The 17,003-nt window shown below is 73.9% G+C and carries 14 protein-coding genes; 10 read left to right on the top strand and 4 right to left on the bottom strand.

Annotated elements, in window-relative coordinates:
- Positions 1 to 57 precede the first annotated feature (57 nt).
- Positions 58 to 1,332: an ABC transporter substrate-binding protein gene (locus tag Cs7R123_RS12380; RefSeq protein ID WP_244871778.1), complete on the top strand. Its 1,275-nt coding sequence runs from the start codon at positions 58 to 60 to the stop codon at positions 1,330 to 1,332.
- Positions 1,333 to 1,447: 115 nt separating this feature from the next.
- Here Cs7R123_RS12380 and Cs7R123_RS12375 read toward each other — a convergent pair whose 3' ends face one another.
- Entirely contained in the window at positions 1,448 to 2,668 is a 1,221-nt protein-coding gene (locus tag Cs7R123_RS12375) for an acetyl-CoA C-acetyltransferase (protein WP_212826207.1), read from the bottom strand.
- Between the two features lie 383 nt (positions 2,669 to 3,051).
- Between Cs7R123_RS12375 and Cs7R123_RS12370 the strand changes: the two genes are divergently transcribed.
- Both Cs7R123_RS12370 and Cs7R123_RS12365 read left to right on the top strand, forming a co-directional pair.
- On the top strand, positions 3,052 to 3,666 hold the full coding sequence (locus Cs7R123_RS12370) for a TetR/AcrR family transcriptional regulator (protein ID WP_212826205.1): 615 nt from the start codon (positions 3,052 to 3,054) through the stop codon (positions 3,664 to 3,666).
- A gap of 97 nt (positions 3,667 to 3,763) precedes the next feature.
- Positions 3,764 to 6,514: a LuxR family transcriptional regulator gene (locus Cs7R123_RS12365; protein WP_244871777.1), complete on the top strand. Its 2,751-nt coding sequence runs from the start codon at positions 3,764 to 3,766 to the stop codon at positions 6,512 to 6,514.
- A gap of 132 nt (positions 6,515 to 6,646) precedes the next feature.
- Here Cs7R123_RS12365 and Cs7R123_RS12360 read toward each other — a convergent pair whose 3' ends face one another.
- The 3 genes from Cs7R123_RS12360 to Cs7R123_RS12350 are packed head-to-tail and all read right to left on the bottom strand — an operon-like array spanning position 6,647 to position 9,929.
- A complete protein-coding gene (locus Cs7R123_RS12360; RefSeq protein ID WP_212826201.1) occupies positions 6,647 to 7,726 on the bottom strand; it encodes a zinc-binding dehydrogenase in 1,080 nt (359 codons plus the stop codon).
- On the bottom strand, positions 7,723 to 9,183 hold the full coding sequence (locus Cs7R123_RS12355; RefSeq protein WP_212826199.1) for an aldehyde dehydrogenase family protein: 1,461 nt from the start codon (positions 9,181 to 9,183) through the stop codon (positions 7,723 to 7,725). The genes Cs7R123_RS12360 and Cs7R123_RS12355 overlap by 4 nt, the downstream gene beginning before the upstream one ends.
- A 59-nt stretch (positions 9,184 to 9,242) precedes the next feature.
- Positions 9,243 to 9,929, bottom strand: coding sequence for a TetR/AcrR family transcriptional regulator (locus Cs7R123_RS12350; protein WP_212826197.1), 687 nt, complete (start codon positions 9,927 to 9,929; stop codon positions 9,243 to 9,245).
- Positions 9,930 to 10,028: 99 nt separating this feature from the next.
- On the opposite strand from Cs7R123_RS12350, the gene Cs7R123_RS12345 reads away from it, so the two are divergent.
- The 7 genes from Cs7R123_RS12345 to Cs7R123_RS12315 all read left to right on the top strand — a co-directional run bounded on the left by Cs7R123_RS12345 (position 10,029) and on the right by Cs7R123_RS12315 (position 16,997).
- Positions 10,029 to 11,180 carry an acyl-CoA dehydrogenase family protein gene (locus Cs7R123_RS12345; RefSeq protein ID WP_212826195.1) on the top strand — a complete coding sequence of 384 codons (1,152 nt, stop codon included), beginning with the start codon at positions 10,029 to 10,031 and terminating at the stop codon, positions 11,178 to 11,180.
- A 17-nt stretch (positions 11,181 to 11,197) separates the two neighbouring features.
- Positions 11,198 to 11,950: a 3-oxoacyl-ACP reductase FabG gene (fabG, locus tag Cs7R123_RS12340; RefSeq protein ID WP_212826193.1), complete on the top strand. Its 753-nt coding sequence runs from the start codon at positions 11,198 to 11,200 to the stop codon at positions 11,948 to 11,950.
- Positions 11,951 to 11,964: 14 nt separating this feature from the next.
- Positions 11,965 to 13,137 carry an acyl-CoA dehydrogenase family protein gene (locus Cs7R123_RS12335; RefSeq protein WP_212826191.1) on the top strand — a complete coding sequence of 391 codons (1,173 nt, stop codon included), beginning with the start codon at positions 11,965 to 11,967 and terminating at the stop codon, positions 13,135 to 13,137.
- Complete coding sequence (locus tag Cs7R123_RS12330) at positions 13,134 to 13,604, top strand: MaoC family dehydratase (protein WP_212826189.1); 471 nt, start codon at positions 13,134 to 13,136, stop codon at positions 13,602 to 13,604. Before Cs7R123_RS12335 ends, Cs7R123_RS12330 begins: the two co-directional genes overlap by 4 nt.
- On the top strand, positions 13,601 to 15,154 hold the full coding sequence (locus Cs7R123_RS12325) for a long-chain fatty acid--CoA ligase (protein WP_212826187.1): 1,554 nt from the start codon (positions 13,601 to 13,603) through the stop codon (positions 15,152 to 15,154). The genes Cs7R123_RS12330 and Cs7R123_RS12325 overlap by 4 nt, the downstream gene beginning before the upstream one ends.
- 101 nt (positions 15,155 to 15,255) lie before the next feature.
- Entirely contained in the window at positions 15,256 to 15,774 is a 519-nt protein-coding gene (locus tag Cs7R123_RS12320) for a SigE family RNA polymerase sigma factor (protein WP_212826185.1), read from the top strand.
- Positions 15,771 to 16,997, top strand: a complete 1,227-nt coding sequence (locus Cs7R123_RS12315; RefSeq protein ID WP_212826183.1) for a hypothetical protein — start codon at positions 15,771 to 15,773, stop codon at positions 16,995 to 16,997. Before Cs7R123_RS12320 ends, Cs7R123_RS12315 begins: the two co-directional genes overlap by 4 nt.
- Positions 16,998 to 17,003 lie beyond the last annotated feature (6 nt).

The following is a 17,003-nucleotide window of genomic DNA, read 5'->3' as shown; positions in this document are numbered from 1 at the left end:
GGGCTCCACGGATATACATCGATAATCATCAATTTATTACGAGAGAAGGGTGTCGTCATGAACCGCCTGATGCGCCGTACCCTGGCGCTCGCCACTGCCGCCGCGCTGCTCACCGCCGCCGCGGCGTGCAGCGACGACGGCCAGACCCCGCCCGCCGGGGCGGAGGTCCCCGGCGTCACCGCCACCGAGATCGTCGTCGGCACGCACATGCCGCTGACCGGTCCCGCCTCGGCCGGATACTCCGAGATCGCTCCGGCGAGCAAGGCGTACTTCGACTACGTCAACGCCAACGGCGGGGTGAACGGCCGCAAGATCACATACAAGGTCATGGACGACGGGTACAACCCGGCCAACACGCAGACCGTGGTGCGCCAGCTCGTGCTCCAGGACAAGGTGTTCGCCGTCCTCAACGGCCTGGGCACCCCCACCCACAGCGGCGTGCTGGACTTCCTCAAGACCAACCGGGTCCCGGACCTGTTCGTCGCCTCGGGCAGCCGCAACTGGAACCAGCCCGACAAGTACCCGGGCACCTTCGGCTTCAACACCGACTACACCGTCGAGGGCAAGATCCTGGCCACGCACGTGAAGACGGCCTTCGCGGGCAAGAAGACCTGCTTCTTCGGCCAGGACGACGACTTCGGCCGCGACAGCCTGGTCGGCGTCGAGGCCGTCCTGGGCGCCGTCGCCGCCAAGGAGAAGTACGTCGTCACCAACCAGAACGTGGCCCCGCAGCTCGGCGCCCTGAAGGCGGCCGGGTGCGAGGTCGTGGTGCTGGCGACCGTGCCCGGCTTCACCGCGCTGTCGATCGGCACCGCCGCCCGCATCGGGTTCAAGCCGCAGTGGGTCGTCTCCAACGTCGGCTCGGACTACCAGACCCTGGCCAAGCTGCTCGGCGACGGCAAGGTGCTGCTGGAGGGCGCGGTCGGCGCCTCCAACCTCCCCTCGCCGCTCGACCTGGACGACCCGTGGACCGCCATGTTCAAGAAGATCCACGACAAGTACAACGGCAGCGCCCCGTTCAACGGCAACACCGTCTACGGCATGTCGGTCGCGTACACCTTCGTCCAGGCCCTCCAGGCCGTCGGCAAGGACCTCACCCGCGAAGGCCTGCTCGCCGCCGTCGAGAAGAACGGCTTCACCGGCCCCGGCTACGCCCCCTTCCGCTACAGCAAGACCGACCACTCCGGCTACGCCGGCTACCGCCTAACCAAAATCGAGGCCGCCACCCAACTGTTCTTCGGCCCCGTCTACACCACCGACGACACCCCCACCACCCCCGTCACCGAATACCCCACCCCCCGCCCCCAGCCCCCGGCCGTGACGTTGTCCTGACACGTCGATCATGAACCTATGGCACGGCTCGACGGCGTGTTGCGTGCACGGGTTCCTGATCATCTAGCCGGACCGCCCCGGCACCCGAGATGGGTGCCGGGGCGGTCGGCCTGCGTTATGACAGGCGTTCCAGGATCATGGCCATGCCCTGGCCGCCGGCGGCGCACATGGTTTCGAGGCCGATGGTCTTGTCGTGCCAGGTCAGGGAGTTGAGCAGGGTGGTGGTGATGCGGGCGCCGGTCATGCCGAACGGGTGGCCGACCGCGATCGCGCCGCCGTTGACGTTGAGCCGGTCCCAGTCCAGGCCGAGCTCGCGGGCGCTGGGCACCACCTGCGCCGCGAACGCCTCGTTGATCTCGACCAGGTCGACGTCCGTGACGGACATCCCGGCACGGGCCAGTGCCATCCGGGACGCCTCGACCGGGCCCATGCCCATGACCTCGGGCGACAGCGCGGACAGGCCGGTGGACACGATCCGGGCCAGCGGGGTGACGCCCAGCTCGCGGGCTCGCTTGTCCGACATGACCACCACGGCGGCGGCGCCGTCGTTGAGCGGGCAGCAGTTGCCCGCCGTCACCGTGCCGCCGGGCCGGAACGACGGCGCCAGCCCGGCCAGCGCGGCCATGGTGACCCCGGCGCGCGGGCCGTCGTCGGCGCTGACCACGGTGCCGTCCGGCCTGGTCACGGGCGTGATCTCGCGGGCCCAGAAGCCTGCCGCGATGGCCTGCTCGGCGAGGTTCTGCGAGCGGCAGGCGAACTCGTCCTGCTCCTGCCGGGAGACGCCGTAGCGCTCGGCCACGTTCTCGGCGGTCTGGCCCATGGCGATGTACACATCGGGCAGTGCGCCGTCCGCGCGCGGGTCGTGCCACGGCTCGGCGCCCTCGGCCGCGCGCCGCTCGCTGCGCGCGACGGCGTCGTCGAAGACCGGGTTGCGGGTGCCGGGCATGCCGTCGCTGCGGCCGTTGCCGTAGTGGGAGACCAGCTCGACGCCGACGGACAGGAACGCGTCGCCCTCCCCGGCCCGGATCGCGTGCAGGGCCATGCGGGTGGACTGGAGCGACGAGGCGCAGTACCGGTTGACCGTGGTGCCGGGCAGCCGGTCCAGCCCCAGCAGCACCGCGACGACGCGGCCCAGGTTGTGGCCCTGCTCGCCCGCGGGCTGGCCGCAGCCGAGCACCAGGTCGTCGAGCTCGCGCGGGTCGAGCTGCGGCACGGCGGCCAGGGCGGCGCGCACCGCGGTCACGGCCAGGTCGTCAGGGCGTACGCCGACCAGCGAGCCCTTGTTGGCGCGGCCGATCGGCGTGCGGGCCGCGGCCACCACGACAGCTTCAGGCACGGGGGTGTCCTTTCGGGAGTACGGGCAAACTTTATGCACTAACGCTGCGACTTCTCTTCCGCGGCTGTCAACATCCGACCCCGGTGGACCATGTCACCATGCGGCTGACCTCGCCTCAGGCCTGGCGCCAACCGCCGCCCGCCGCTACAGTCAGCACTGGCAGTGCATCTATCTCCCCACCTCGATACCCCCACCGCGACTACACTCTGCGAACACCTCTGCGGCGGACCGCTCTGGCGGTGATCACGGCGCCAGGGTGGGGACACGCCGTCGAACACTTCGCTAGTGGCTCGTCTCGGTGTCCCGCCTGAACGGCGGGCCACCGTCGACTCCCCACCAGCGACCATAAGTTCATGATCGACGGGGAGAAAGGGCGGGGCGGCATGGCTGGCACCGACGGGCGGGTCGACGGGCGGACGGCGCGGGCCGAGCGGACCCGGGCGGCCATCGTCGACGCGCACCTGGCGCTGATCGCCGAGGGCGACCTGCGGCCGACCGGCGAGCGCATCGCCGAGCGGGCCGGGGTGTCGCTGCGCGCGCTGTGGACCAACTTCGCCGACATGGAGACGCTGTTCGAGGCCAGCGGCCGCCGGGTGCTGGCCCAGCAGGACGCGGCGTTCCAGCCGGTGCCGCCGGGGCTGCCGCTGCGGCGGCGGGTGGACGGGTTCTGCGCCCAGCGGGTGCGGCTGCTCCAGCTCATCGCGCCGATGGCGCGGGCGGCCCAGCTGCGCGAGCCGTACTCGGCGCAGCTGCACCGCAACCGGCTCAAGCACATCGAGCGGGTGCGCGAGGAGGTCGAGGCGCTGTTCGCGCCCGAGCTGGAGATGGCGGGCGCCGGTCGCGACCAGCTGCTGCACGCGCTGATCGCCTCGACCATGTGGCCCGCCTGGGCGATGCTGCGCGACGGGCTGGGGCTGGACGAGGAGCAGGCGGCGGCGGTCATGGCGCGTACGGTCACGGCGCTGCTGCTCAACGCCATGGCGACGGGCCTGGGCTGACCGGTCGCGCCGACCCGGCACGTTCACACTCTTTCCATCGCGTTACTTATAGGTAACACTGACGGGCATGGTAAATGCATCGTCAGTGCACATACCTATGCCACGCGGACGCCAGCGCGTCCAGGAGGCCATCTCCGACCTGCTGGTACGAGCCGACGCGGGTGCCGGCGGCGCGCTGCTGCTGCCCGGTGACCCCGGCTCCGGCCGCACCACCCTGCTCCGCGACGCCGTCTCCCGGGCTCGCGACTGGACGGTCCTCGGCGTCGGCGGCCTGTACGACGAGGCCGACCTGCCGTACGCCGCCCTGCACGGCCTGCTGCAACCCGTCGCCGACCAGCCCGGCGCCCTGCCCGCGCACCAGGCCAGGGTGCTGCACCGGGTGCTCACCGGCGGCGGCTGCGCCGGACCCGACCGGCTCGCGCTGTCCATGGCGGTGCTCAACCTGCTCACCGCGCTCGGTCGTGAGCGGCCGGTGCTGTGCTGCGTCGACGACGCCGACGCGCTGGACCGGCCGTCCCTGGCGGTGCTCGGCTTCGCCGCCCGGCGCCTGCGCGGCCAGCGGGTCGCCATCCTGCTCACCGCCAGCCCCGGCACCACGCTGGCGGGCGTGCCGCAGCTCGGGCTCGACCCGCTCGACCACGACGCGGCCCGGCAGCTGCTGGCCGACCTGCTCGACGACGGCGGGGCACCGCTGGACTCCGACGACGCCGCCGCGCTGGCCGCCGTCGCGGCCGGCAACCCGCAGGCGCTGGCCGAGCTCGCGCACAGCCTCACCCCGGCCCAGCGCGAGGGCGACGCGCCGCTGCCGACCCGGCTGCCCGAGGACAGCGTGCTGCGCCGGGCATACCGCGAGCGGCTGGACCGGCTGCCCGCCGACACGCGCTGGCTGCTGCTGCTGGCCGCCGCCGACGAGGAGACCGACGCCGCCGGGCTGCTGCGCGCCGCCCGCGCCGACGGCGTCGACATCGCCGCGCTGGCCCCCGCCGAACGCCAGGGGCTGGTCCGGGTCAGCCGGGGCGCGGTCGTCTTCGCCCAGCCGCTGGTGCGCGCGCTGGCGTACGAGGAGGCGCCGCTGGCCCGCCGCCGCGCCGCCCACCTGCACCTGGCCGAGGTGCTCGACCCCGGCCGCGACCGGCTGCGCCGCGCCGTGCACCTGGCCGCCGCCGCCAACGGGCCCGACCCGGCCCTGGCCGAGGAGCTGGAGCACGCCGCCGCGGCGGGCGGCACGGCCTGCGGCGGCTACTCCCGCGCCGCGACCGCGCTGGAGCACGCCGCGCAGCTGTCCGACGAGCCCGTCGGGGCGGCGATCCGGCTGGTCACCGCCGCCCGGTACGCCTGGCAGTCCGGCAGCCCGCAGCGCGCCCGGCGGCTGCTGCGCCAGGCCCGCCCCGCCGCCCGGGACCGGACCGTGGGCGAGAGCGAGGTGCTGGCCGGGGAGATCGAGCTGCGCGCCGGGGCCACCGCCACCGCCGCCGACACGCTGCTGGCCGCCGCCGACCGGCTCGCCGCCGCCGACCGCGACCCGGCCGACCGCGACCTGGTCGTCCGCGCCCTGCTGCGGGCGGGGGAGGCGCTGTGCTTCTCCGGCGACTACCCCCGCTACGCCGAGGTGGCGCTGCGGGCCGCGAAGCTGCGGCGGCCCGGCGATCCGCCGTACCTCGACGTGATCTTCGAGCACTTCGCGGGCTTCGCGGCGACCTTCCTCGGGCGGCACGACCGAGCCGTGGCCCCGCTGCGGCGGGTCATCGACCTGGCCGGGCAGCTCGACCGGGCCACCACCCTGACCTGCGCCGCCGCCAGCGCGCTGCTGCTGGCCGACGACATCGGCGCGCACCGGCTGGCCGCCCGCGCCGCCGAGGCGGCCCGTGACGTCGGCGAGGTGTGCGAGCTGCCGCTCGCGCTGGAGATGACCGCGTACGCCGAGTACTGGCTCGGCCGCCACGAGGCCGCCGCCGCCACCAGCCTCCAGGGGCTGCGCGCCGCGCGCGCCGGCGGCCAGGACAACTACGCCGCCGACCACCTCGGGATGCTCGCGGTGCTCGCCGCCGTACGCGGCGACCGCGACGCCTGCCTGCGCCGCGTCCGCGAGATCGAGCTGGCGCCCGGCGCGGGCCGGTCCAACCGCCCCAAGGCGCTCACCCAGTGGGCCCAGGCCGTGCTCGACCTGCTCGGCGGCCGCCCCGCCGACGCGGTCACCCGCATCGCCGCCATCGCCGACCCGGTCACCGGGCGCGGGCACGTGGTGGTCCAGGCGCTGGCGACCCCGTGGCTGGTCGAGGCGGCCGTACGCGCCGACGAGCGCGAACGTGCCCTGCCCGCCCTGGACGGCTTCGAGAGCTGGGCCACCGCCACCGGCGACCCGGCCCGCCGGGCGCTGGCCGCCCGCTGCCGGGCCCTGCTCGCCCCGCGCGGCAGCGCCGAGGCCGACGAGCGGTTCCGTGCGGCCCTGCTGCTGCACCGGTCGGCCGAATCGGACTTCGAGCGCGCCCGCACCGAGCTGCTGTACGGCCAGGAGCTGCGGCGCAGCCGCCGCCCCCGCGACGCCCGCGAGCACCTGCACCGGTGCCTGGAGACGTTCACCCGGCTGGACATGCCGACGTGGATCGAGCAGGCGCGGGCCGAGCTGCGCGCCGCCGGGGAGGCGGTGCGGGCGCCGGAGGTGCTCGCGGCCGAGGTGCTGACGGCGCAGCAGCTCCAGATCGCCCGGCTGGTCGTCGACGGGGCGACGAACCGGGAGGTGGCCGCGCAGCTGTTCCTGAGCACCCGCACCGTGGACCACCACATGCGCAACATCTTCAGCAGGCTGGGCATCCGCTCCCGCATCGAACTCCACAAATCTCTGACCTGACCCACCGCCCCGCTCGCCCGCCCCGCCCGGCTTAGCATCGACGCTGGCCTATCCAGAAGGCAGTTTTCGGAGAATCGTCTTCTAGATAGGCCAACGTCGATAAAAAACGGGGTGCGGCGGGTGGGGCGGTGGTCAGGGGAACTGGATGATGGAGCGGGCACCCTCGCCGCGCGACATGCGGGTGAACGCGTCGGGGGCCTCGTCCAGCGTGATGCGGTCGGTGACCAGCGGTGACAGGTCGAGGGTGCCGTCCAGCACGGCCTCGGCCAGCGCGGGCACGTCGCGGTCGGGGTCGGACGAGCCGTACACCGAGGCGCGCAGCGTACGCGCGTTGTGGAAGATCTCCAGCGCGCCGAGCGTGAGCAGATCGTCCTTGGCACCCATCCCGACCACGGTCACCGCGCCGCCGCGCCGGGTGGCCCGCCACGCCGCCCGGATCGCCGCCGCCCGCCCCACGCACTCCAGCGCGTGATCGGCGCCGCGCCGCCCGGTCAGCGCCCGTACCCCCGAGGACAGCTCGTCGCCCGAGATCAGGAAGTGGGTCGCGCCCGCCGCCAGGGCCAGCTCCCGCTTGGCCTCGGACAGGTCGGCGGCGATGACCGGATCGGCCCCCGCCGCCCGAGCCGCCATGACGGCCGCCAGCCCGACCCCGCCGAGCCCGATGACCAGCACCGACTCGCCGGGACGCACTCCGGCGGTGCGGTGCACGGCCCCGGTCCCGGTCAGCACGGCGCACCCGAGCAGCGCCGCGTCCGCGAACGGCAGCGCGGCGGGCACCTCGATCACGGCGGTGTCCGGCGCGACGACCTCCTCGGCCAGCGCGCCGAGCCCCAGGGTGACGTGCAGCGGCTGCCCGTCGAGGCTGCCGCGCAGCGCGGCCGGGGTGCCGCCGGTCTCGCACAGCCACGGCTGCTCGTGCGTGCAGAACCAGCAGGTCCGGCACGGCGGCGCCCAGTCGAGCACCACGTGCGCGCCGACGCCGACCCGCGCCCCGGGCCCGGCCTCGACCACGACCCCGGCCGCCTCATGCCCGAGGACCAGCGGGTACGGCGCCGACAGCGTCCCGTTGACCATCGACAGGTCGGAGTGGCACACCCCGGCGGCGGCGATGCGCACCCGCACCTCGCCCGGCCCCGGCGCGGGCAGTTCGATGCCGGTGACCTCCAGGGCCGCGCCGGGTTCGCGGCACACCAGGGCCCGTACCCGGGTCATCGCTGGATCGCCTTGGTCTCCAGGAACTCGGCCAGCCCGTGGGCGCCCAGCTCGCGGCCGATGCCGGACTGCTTGTACCCGCCGAACGGCGCGAGCGGGTTGAACGCGGCCCCGTTGACGTCCACGGCCCCGGTGCGCAGCCGCCGGGCGACGGCCAGCGCGCGGTCCTCGTCGGCCGACCAGACGGCCCCGGCCAGGCCGTACCGGGAGTTGTTGGCGATGGCGACCGCTTCGTCGTCGTCGTCGAACGGCAGCACCACCAGCACCGGCCCGAAGATCTCCTCCTGGGCGACGGTGCTGTCGGGGTGCACGTCGGCCAGCACGGTCGGCGCGACGAAGTAGCCGGTCGGCGGCACGGGCGCGTCGAGCCCGCCCGCGACCAGCCGCGCCCCGTCGGCCAGCCCTCGGGCGATGTAGCCGCGCACGGTCTCGCGCTGGGCCGCGCTGGACAGCGGGCCGAGGCGGGTGCCCTCGTCGAGCGGGTCGCCGAGGGTCTGCGCGTTCGCCGCCTGGGCGGCCAGCGTCAGCGCCTCCTCGTAGCGGGAGCGGTGGACCAGCATGCGGGTCCAGGCGGTGCAGGTCTGGCCGGAGTTGAGGAACGCGTTGGCCACGCCGGTCTTGACCGCGCGGGTCAGGTCGGCGTCGTCCAGGATCACGTTGGCGGACTTGCCGCCCAGTTCCAGGGCGACGCGGGCGATCCGGTCGGCGGCGAGGTGGCTGATCCGGGCGCCGGTGGCGGTGGAGCCGGTGAACGAGACCAGGTCCACGTCCGGGTGGGCGGCGATGGCGCCGCCGACGGTCGAGCCGGGGCCGCTGACCAGGTTCACCACCCCGGGCGGCAGCTGCGCCTCGTGTACGGCGTCGAACAGCAGGTACGCCACCAGCGGGGTCAGGTCGGCCGGCTTGAGCACCACCGTGCAGCCCGCCGCCAGCGCCCCGGCCACCTTGGCCATGATCTGGTGCAGCGGGTAGTTCCACGGGGTGATCGCCCCGACCACGCCGACCGGTTCGGACACGATCAGCGAGTTGCCGACGGTGTGCGGGGCGGGCGGCGCGGCGGCCAGCTCCACATAGCCGCGCAGCACCGTGAGGGGGAGTCCGGCCTGGACCCGGGTGGCCACCCGCAGCGGGGTGCCCAGCTCGCGGGCGACGGTGGCGGCGATGTCGGCGGCGCGGGCGCTCAGCGCCGCGTGCAGCCGGTCGAGATGGGCGGCGCGTTCGGCCGGGGCCAGCCCCGACCAGCTCGGGAACGCCGCTTTCGCGGCGGCCACGGCCCGGTCGACGTCGACCGCGTCCCCGGCGGGCACGTGCGCGATGACCTGCTCGGTGGTGGGGTCGACGACGGCGATGCGGCCGGTGCCGTGCGGGGCGGCCCACTGCCCGTCGAGGTAGAGCTGCGTACGGTCGGCGATCGGGGTGGCCCGTCCGGGATGCGCGACCGCGGTGTCGAGATCCATGCTTTCCTCCCGTCGAGCGGCCAGCCGCACACGTGCGGGGGAGGGGCGGGCCGCTAAAACTAGCGCTGCAAGTTTCGACTGTAGTACGTGTCGGCGCCCGGCTCCAGAGGCGGGAGGGGGCCGACGGTCGCCTCGTACTCGGCGGCCAGGCCGGTGATGAGGGCCTGCAGGCCCAGCCGGAAGGCGCCCTCGTCGACGCTGCGCTGGTGCCCGGCCAGGCGGTGGGCCTGGCTCAGGTGCGGGTAGTGGGCCGCGTACAGCTCGGGGTCCTCGACGAAGCCGCGGGCGAACGAGCCGAGCGCGGAGCCGGCGACCAGGTAGCGCATGACCGCGCCGATGTGGGTGGCCCGCGCGGGCGGCCAGCCCGCCTTGACCAGGCCGCCGTAGACCGCGTCGGCCATGGCCAGCGCCGCCGGGCGCCGCCCCGGCCCCTGGGCCAGGTACGGGACGATGTTCGGGTGCTCGGCGAGCGCGTCGCGGTAGGACGTGCCCCAGCCCAGCAGCGCCTCGCGCCAGCCGTGGGTGGCGAAGACCGTCACGTCGACCTCGGCGATCACCGCGTCGGCGACGGCGTCCAGGATCTCGTCCTTGCCGGCGAAGTGGTTGTACAGCGACGGCCCGCGCACCCCCAGCTCGGCGGCCAGGCGGCGGGTGGAGAACGTCTCCAGTCCGTCGGCGTCGATCAGCCGGGCCGCCGTCTCGACGATGCGCTGCCGGCTCAGCAGCGCCTGGCTCGGGCGGGGCATGGCTCTCCTCCTGGTCGGGGGCGTGGTCCGGGGGTGGGAGAACAACTCTCCCATATCGGGGTCTGGACGAAATAAAACTTCCAGCGTTAGTTTTATTTCGTGGACCTGACACTGTCTGCCGAACACACCGCGCTGCGGCGCCTGGCCGCCGACTGGGTCGACCGCGAGGTCGTCCCGCACGCCGCGGCCTGGGACCGGGCCGAGAGCGTCGACCGCGGCGTGGTCCGGCGCCTCGGCGAGCTCGGCTTCCTCGGCCTGACCGTCCCGGCGGAGCTGGGCGGCAGCGGCGGCGACCACCTGGCGTACTGCCTGGTGCTGGAGGAGCTGGGCCGGGGCGACTCGGCCGTGCGCGGGCTGGTCTCGGTCTCGCTCGGGCTGGTCGCCAAGCCGATCGCCGCGTACGGCACACCCGAGCAGCGCGGACGCTGGCTGCCCGGACTCTGCGCGGGCGAGCTGCTCGGCTGCTTCGGGCTGACCGAGCCCGGCACCGGCTCCGACGCCGGGTCGCTGGCCACGCGGGCGGTGCGCGACGGGGACGGCTGGACCGTGCACGGTTCGAAGGTGTTCATCACCAACGGGACCTGGGCCGACGTGGTGCTGCTGTTCGCGCGTACCGGCGAGCCGGGTCCGCGCGGGGTGACCGCGTTCCTGGTGCCGGCCGACACGCCGGGCCTGGTCCGGCGCGAGATCCACGGCAAGCTCGGGCTGCGCGGGCAGCCCACGGCCGAGCTGGTCTTCGACGGCGTACGGATTCCCGACGGCGCCCGCCTCGGCGAGGTCGGCCAGGGCTTCCGCATCGCGATGTCGACCCTGGACAAGGGCCGGATGTCGGTCGCCGCAGGCTGCGTCGGCATCGCCCAGGGCTGCCTGGACGCCGCCGTCGCCTACGCGAAGCAGCGCACCCAGTTCGGGCGGCCCATCGCGGGCTTCCAGCTCGTGCAGCAGCTGCTCGCCCGCATCGCCGTCGACACCGCCGCGGCGCGGCTGCTGGTCTGGCAGGTCGCCGACCTGGCCGACCGGCACGAGCCGTTCGCCACGCAGGCGTCGATGGCCAAGCTGTACGCCAGCGAGGCCGCCGTCCGCTGCGCCAACGACGCGCTCCAGGTCTTCGGCGGGTACGGCTACGTCGACGAGTACCCGGTCGGCAAGTACCTGCGCGACGCCCGCGTCACCACCCTCTACGAGGGCACCAGCCAGATCCAGCAACTCCTCATCGGCCGCGCCCTGACCGGCGTGAACGCCTTCGTCTGACCAACTGGAGGAACAGCATGAGCGAACGATTCGACGGACGGGTCGCGGTGGTGACCGGGGCCGCGCAGGGGATCGGGGCCGCCACCGCGCGGCGGCTGGCCGCTGACGGGGCCAAGGTGGCCGTGGTGGATCTGAGCGGCGAGAAGGCCGAGGCGACGGCGGCGGAGATCGGGGCGGGGGCGATCGGGATCGCGTGCGACGTCACCGACGAAGCCGCGGTCCGGGCGATGACCGAGCGGGTCGTGGAGGCCTTCGGGCGGCTGGACATCCTGGTCAACAACGCCGGGATCACCCGCGACGACCTGCTGCACAAGATGAGCTACGCCGACTGGAACGCGGTGCTGCACACCAACCTGACCAGCATGTTCCTGTGCTGCCAGGCGGCGCAGCAGCACATGGTGGCGGCGCGGTACGGCAAGATCGTCAACCTGAGCAGCCGCTCGGCGCTGGGCAACCGGGGCCAGGCCAACTACGCCGCCGCCAAGGCCGGGGTGCAGGGCCTGACCGCCACGCTCGCCATCGAGCTGGGCCCGTTCGGCATCACCGTCAACGCCGTCGCCCCCGGGTACGTCGCCACCGCCATGACCGCCGCCACCGCGCAGCGCGTCGGCTCCACCCCCGAGGCGCACCAGGCGTGGGCCGCCGAGCACACCCCGCTGCGCCGGGTCGCCCAGCCCGAGGAGATCGCCTCGGTGGTCGCGTTCCTGAGCAGCGACGACTCCTCGTTCGTGACCGGCCAGACGCTGTACGTCAACGGCGGCGCCCGCTAACCGAAAGGACCACCGTGGACTTCTCCCTCACCGACGAGGAGCGGGCCATCCGCGACACCGCGCGCGCGTTCATCCGTAAGGAGGTCGTGCCGCTGGAGGTGGAGCTGCTGCGCCGCGAGCGGGCGCATGAGCCCGGTCTGCGCCGCGACGAGCTGCGCGAACTCCAGGCGAAGGCGCGCGCGTTCGGCTTCTGGGGCCTGGCCACCCCCGCCGCGTACGGCGGGATGGACCTGCCCGCCGTGCTCCAGTCGCTGATCTGGACCGAGATCGGGCACACCCTGGTGCCGTTCCGGTTCGGCGGCGAGGCCGACAACATCCTGTTCCACGCCGACGCCGCCCAGCGGGAGGAGTACCTGCTCCCCACCATCGAGGGGCGGCGGATCTCCTGCTTCGCGATCACCGAGCCGGGGGCCGGGTCGGACGCGGCCAACATCAAGCTGAGCGCGCGCCGTGACGGTGACGACTGGGTGCTGAACGGCGAGAAGACGTTCATCACCAACGGCGACGACGCCGACTTCGCCATCGTGGTCGCGGTCACCGACCGGGACAGGGGGGTACGCGGCGGCGGCACCACGGCGTTCCTGGTGGACCGGGCGATGGGCTGGCGCTCGGAGTTCATCGCCACGATGGGCGAGGGCGGCCCGGCGGCGCTGGTCTTCGACGGCGTACGGGTGCCGCATCGCAACATCCTCGGCGAGGTCGGCCAGGGTTTCGAACTGGGCATGAAGTGGATCGGCAAGGGCCGCTACATCATCCCGTCGCACGCGGTCGGCATCGGCGAACGGGCACTGCGGATGGCGGTCGACTACGCCAACACCCGCGAGACGTTCGGGAAGAAGATCGGCGAGAACCAGGCGATCCAGTGGATGCTCGCCGACGCCGAGACCGAGCTGGAGGCGGCGCGCTGGCTGATCCTGCGCGCCGCGTGGACCGTCGACCAGGGCATGGACCCCCGGCACGCGTCGTCGATGGCGAAGCTCTACGGCGCCGCGATGATCAACAAGCTGGTCGACAGCGTCATGCAGATCCACGGGGGTATGGGCTACACCCGCGAGCTGCCCATCGAGCGCTGGTACCGCCAGGTGCGCCTGCTGCGCATCTACGAGGGCACCGACGAGATGCAGCGGCTCATCATCGCCCGCGACCTGCTGCGCGGGTACACCAAGATCGGAGGTCACCTGGCATGAGAGTCTTCCACTCCCCGCAGGAGCTGGCCGCCGCCGTGGGCCAGGTCATCGGCCCCGGCCCGTGGCACCAGATCGAACAGGGCCGCGTCGACGCGTTCGCCGACGCCACCGGCGACGACCAGTGGATCCACACCGACCCGGAGCGGGCGGCGGCGGGCCCGTTCGGCGGCACCGTCGCGCACGGGTACCTGACCCTGTCGCTGCTGCCGCTGCTGGTGCGTGACCTGTACCGGTTCGACGGCGCCAGCATGGGCGTCAACTACGGCCTCAACCGGGTGCGGTTCGCCGCCCCGGTGCGGGTCGGCGCGAAGGTGCGGCTCACCGTGCAGATCGTGTCGGTCGAGCCGGTGCCGGGCGGGGTGCAGCTGGTCGCGCAGGCCACCGTGCGCACCGACGACAGCGACAAGCCCGCGTGTGTCGCCGAGACCGTCAGCCGCGTGTACTACCCCGAGCAGGTGCGGTCGTGAGCACCCTGTCCCTGGCCGCCGTCCTGGCCGAGGGCGCGCGGCGGCACCGCGGCAAGACCGCCGTCGTCGACGGCGACCTGCGGGTCAGCTACACCGACCTGTGGCAGCAGGCCCTGGCGTACGCGGCGGGCCTGCGCGAGCTCGGCGTACGCAGGGGCGACGTGGTCGCGCTGATCGTGCCGAACACGGTCGAGTTCCCGCGCGCCTACTACGGGGCGCTGGCCGCCGGTGCCGTGGTGGTGCCGGTGCACCTGCTGCTCACCCCGTCCGAGGCGGCGTACGTGCTGCGCGACAGCGGGGCCACGGTGCTGGTGTGCCACAGCGCCCTGCTGGCCCTGGGCGCGGCGGCCGCCGCCGAGGCGGGCGTCCCGCTGGTCAGCGTCGGGCCGCGTCCCGACGGCGGGGCGCTGCCTCCCCGGCTGGAAGACGTCGGCGCGGGCGTGCCGCCGCTGCGGTCGTACGAGTCGACCGCCCCGACCGACCCCGCCGTGATCCTCTACACCAGCGGCACCACCGGCGAACCCAAGGGCGCCGTGCTCACGCACCTGAACCTGGTCATGAACACGATCGTCAACGTGTTCGACTGCAACGACGCCCGCACCACCGACGTGGTGCTCGGCTGCCTGCCGCTGTTCCACACGTTCGGGCAGACCGTCGGCATGAACGGCGCCTTCCGCATCGGCGCCACGCTGGTGCTGCTGGCCCGGTTCAGCGGCGCGGCGGCGATCGACCTGATGGTGCGGGAGAAGGTCGACGTCTTCCACGGCGTACCCACGATGTATCTGGGGCTGCTCGAAGCCGCCGCCGGCCGCACCGACCTGCCGCACCTGCGCCTGTGCATCTCCGGCGGCGCGTCGCTGCCGGTCGCGGCGCTGGAGCGCTTCAGCACCGTCTTCGCCACCACCGTGTACGAGGGCTACGGCCTGTCGGAGACCTCGCCCACCGCCACCACCAACCAGCCGCACTTCGGCGTGCGCCCCGGCACCGTCGGCCACACCGCCTGGGGCGTCGAGACCGAGATCGCCCGCGCGGACCTCGACGACCGGGTCGAGCTGCTGCCGCCCGGCGAGCTCGGCGAGATCGTGATCCGGGGGCACAACGTGTTCGCGGGCTACCTCAACCGGCCCGAGGCGACCGCGCAGGCCGTGGTCGACGGCTGGTTCCGCACCGGCGACCTGGGCACGAAGGACGCCGACGGGTTCGTCACCATCGTCGACCGGAAGAAGGACCTGATCATCCGGGGCGGCTTCAACGTGTATCCGCGCGAGGTGGAGGAGGTGCTCGCCCGCCACCCGGCCATCGCGCAGGTGTCGGTCGTCGGGATGCCCGACGGGCTGCACGGCGAGGAGATCTGCGCGGTCGTGGTGCTCGATCCCGCCGCGGCCGCGCCCACCGCCGCGGAGCTGACCGAGTGGTCGCGCGAGCGGCTCGGGCGGCACAAGTACCCGCGCCGGTTCCGGTTCGTCGCCGAGCTGCCCATGGGCCCCAGCCTCAAGGTGCTCAAGCGCGAGCTGCGCCGGATGGTCGCCGAGGAGACCGGCACCGCCTGACCCGGTCCCGGCCGCACACCGGACAGCCTCCGCCCCAACCATCGGGGCGGGGGCTGTCGTCTAGGAAGCGACAACCGGACGGTCGGCGGAGGGAGGCGGGAGTGGACGAGGAGTTCGAGCAGTTCGTTCACGCGGGGCTCGCCCGGTGGTCACGGGTGGCGTTCCTGCTGACGGGCGACCACCACGCGGCCGAGGACCTGCTGCAGAACGCGCTGTTCAAGCTGTCCCTGCAATGGCGCAGGGTGCGGGTGGAGACGCCGGACGCGTACCTGCGCAAGATCATGTATCACGAGCACGTGTCGCTCTGGCGCCGCAGCCACCACCTGCGCCGCGAACGCAGCACCGACACGCTGCCCGAACCCGGGGCCGCGCGCGACCACGCCGCCGACACCGTACGCAGGCTGCTGCTGCGCCAGGCGCTGGAGAAGCTGACCCGCAAGCAGCGGGCCGTCATCGTGCTGCGCTACTTCGAGGACCTGTCCGAAGCCGACGCGGCCGAGGCGCTCGGCGTCTCGACCGGCACGGTCAAGAGCCAGACCTCGGCGGCGCTGGCGAAGTTGCGCGAGGTGGCGCCGGAGCTGCATGTGCTCGTCGGCCGGGCGCGGGAGGCGTGGGCATGAGCGACCTGAAGGAGCTGCTCGACGGTATCGCGGCGCAGGCGCCCCGCTACGACGTGCTGGACGGGATCCGGGCCCGCCGGCGGCGGCGCACGCTGCGGCTGCGCGTCGCCGGATCGGGTGCGGGCGCGGCGGCCTTCGCCGCCGTCGCGGTGCTGCTCGCGGTGCACCTCGGGGTGCACCCGAAGCCGGACCCGGCCACCCCGACCCCGTCGGCCTCGGCCACCTCGTCGCCCGCGCCCAAGCCGGTGCTGAGCACCTGCGAGGTGCGGCAGCTGCCGGTGCCCCGGGGCTATCCGCCCAAGAGCGTCCTGACCGCGGGTGATCCGACCGGCCGGTTCCTGGCCGGGCGGGCCTACCCCGGGGACGGCCGCCCGCGCCTGCTGATCTGGGACGACGGCAGGGTGCGCGCGATCCGCGAACCGGGCGCCGACGCCGGTTTCGAGGCGATCGCCGCCGACGGCACCGCCGTGGTGACCGCCTTCGAGGGCGACACCAAGGCGGCCTGGCTCTACCGGGACGGCCGGATGACCCGGCTCGCGGGCGCCGACCCGATCATCGCGGCGGTCAACACCGCCGGTGTGATCGTGGGCATGTCCGGCGGCCGCCCCGTCGTCTGGCGGCCACCCTACGGCGCCCCGCAGCCGCTGAGCACGGCTGGCGGGGTGCCCGTGGACCCCACCTCGATCGCCGAGGACGGGACCATCGCGGGAGTCCTGCGCGACTCCGCCGTGGGTCCGGTGCGGGAGCCGAACGAGGACCTGCCCACCGCGCACGACCAGGCGGTCCTGCTGCTGCCCGACGGCACCGAGCGGGTGCTGGAGCTGCCGGAGGAGATCGACGACCGGCCGCTGAAGGGGGTCCGTGGGGTCCAGCTGGGCGACGGTTTCGTCACCGCGCTGCTCTACGCCGGTTCGAGTACGGACACGGTGGTCCGGCTCGCACGATGGGAGCTGGGCACGTTCCAGCTCCGGTTGCAGCGCATGCCCCACGGCGGCAACCTGCTCGGCGCCGACGGCTGGACGGTCGGTGCCGAAGGCCTCGGCAACGTGCTGGTGTCGCCGTCGGGCACCGTGGCGCTGCCGAACCTGCCCGGCGCGTCGGACGACCCGTACGACCGGCCGAACTTCCGGGCGATCAGCGCCGACGGCCGGACCGTCGGCGGTTATGTGACGATGCCGGGCGAGGGCGTGCTCGTGGTCGCCGTGCGGTGGCGGTGCGGGTGAGCCCGG

It is taken from the genome of Catellatospora sp. TT07R-123 (genome assembly GCF_018327705.1).
Classification (GTDB): domain Bacteria; phylum Actinomycetota; class Actinomycetes; order Mycobacteriales; family Micromonosporaceae; genus Catellatospora.
The sequence above is the reverse complement of the archived record's forward strand: the minus strand, read 5'-3'. Positions and strand labels throughout refer to the sequence as shown.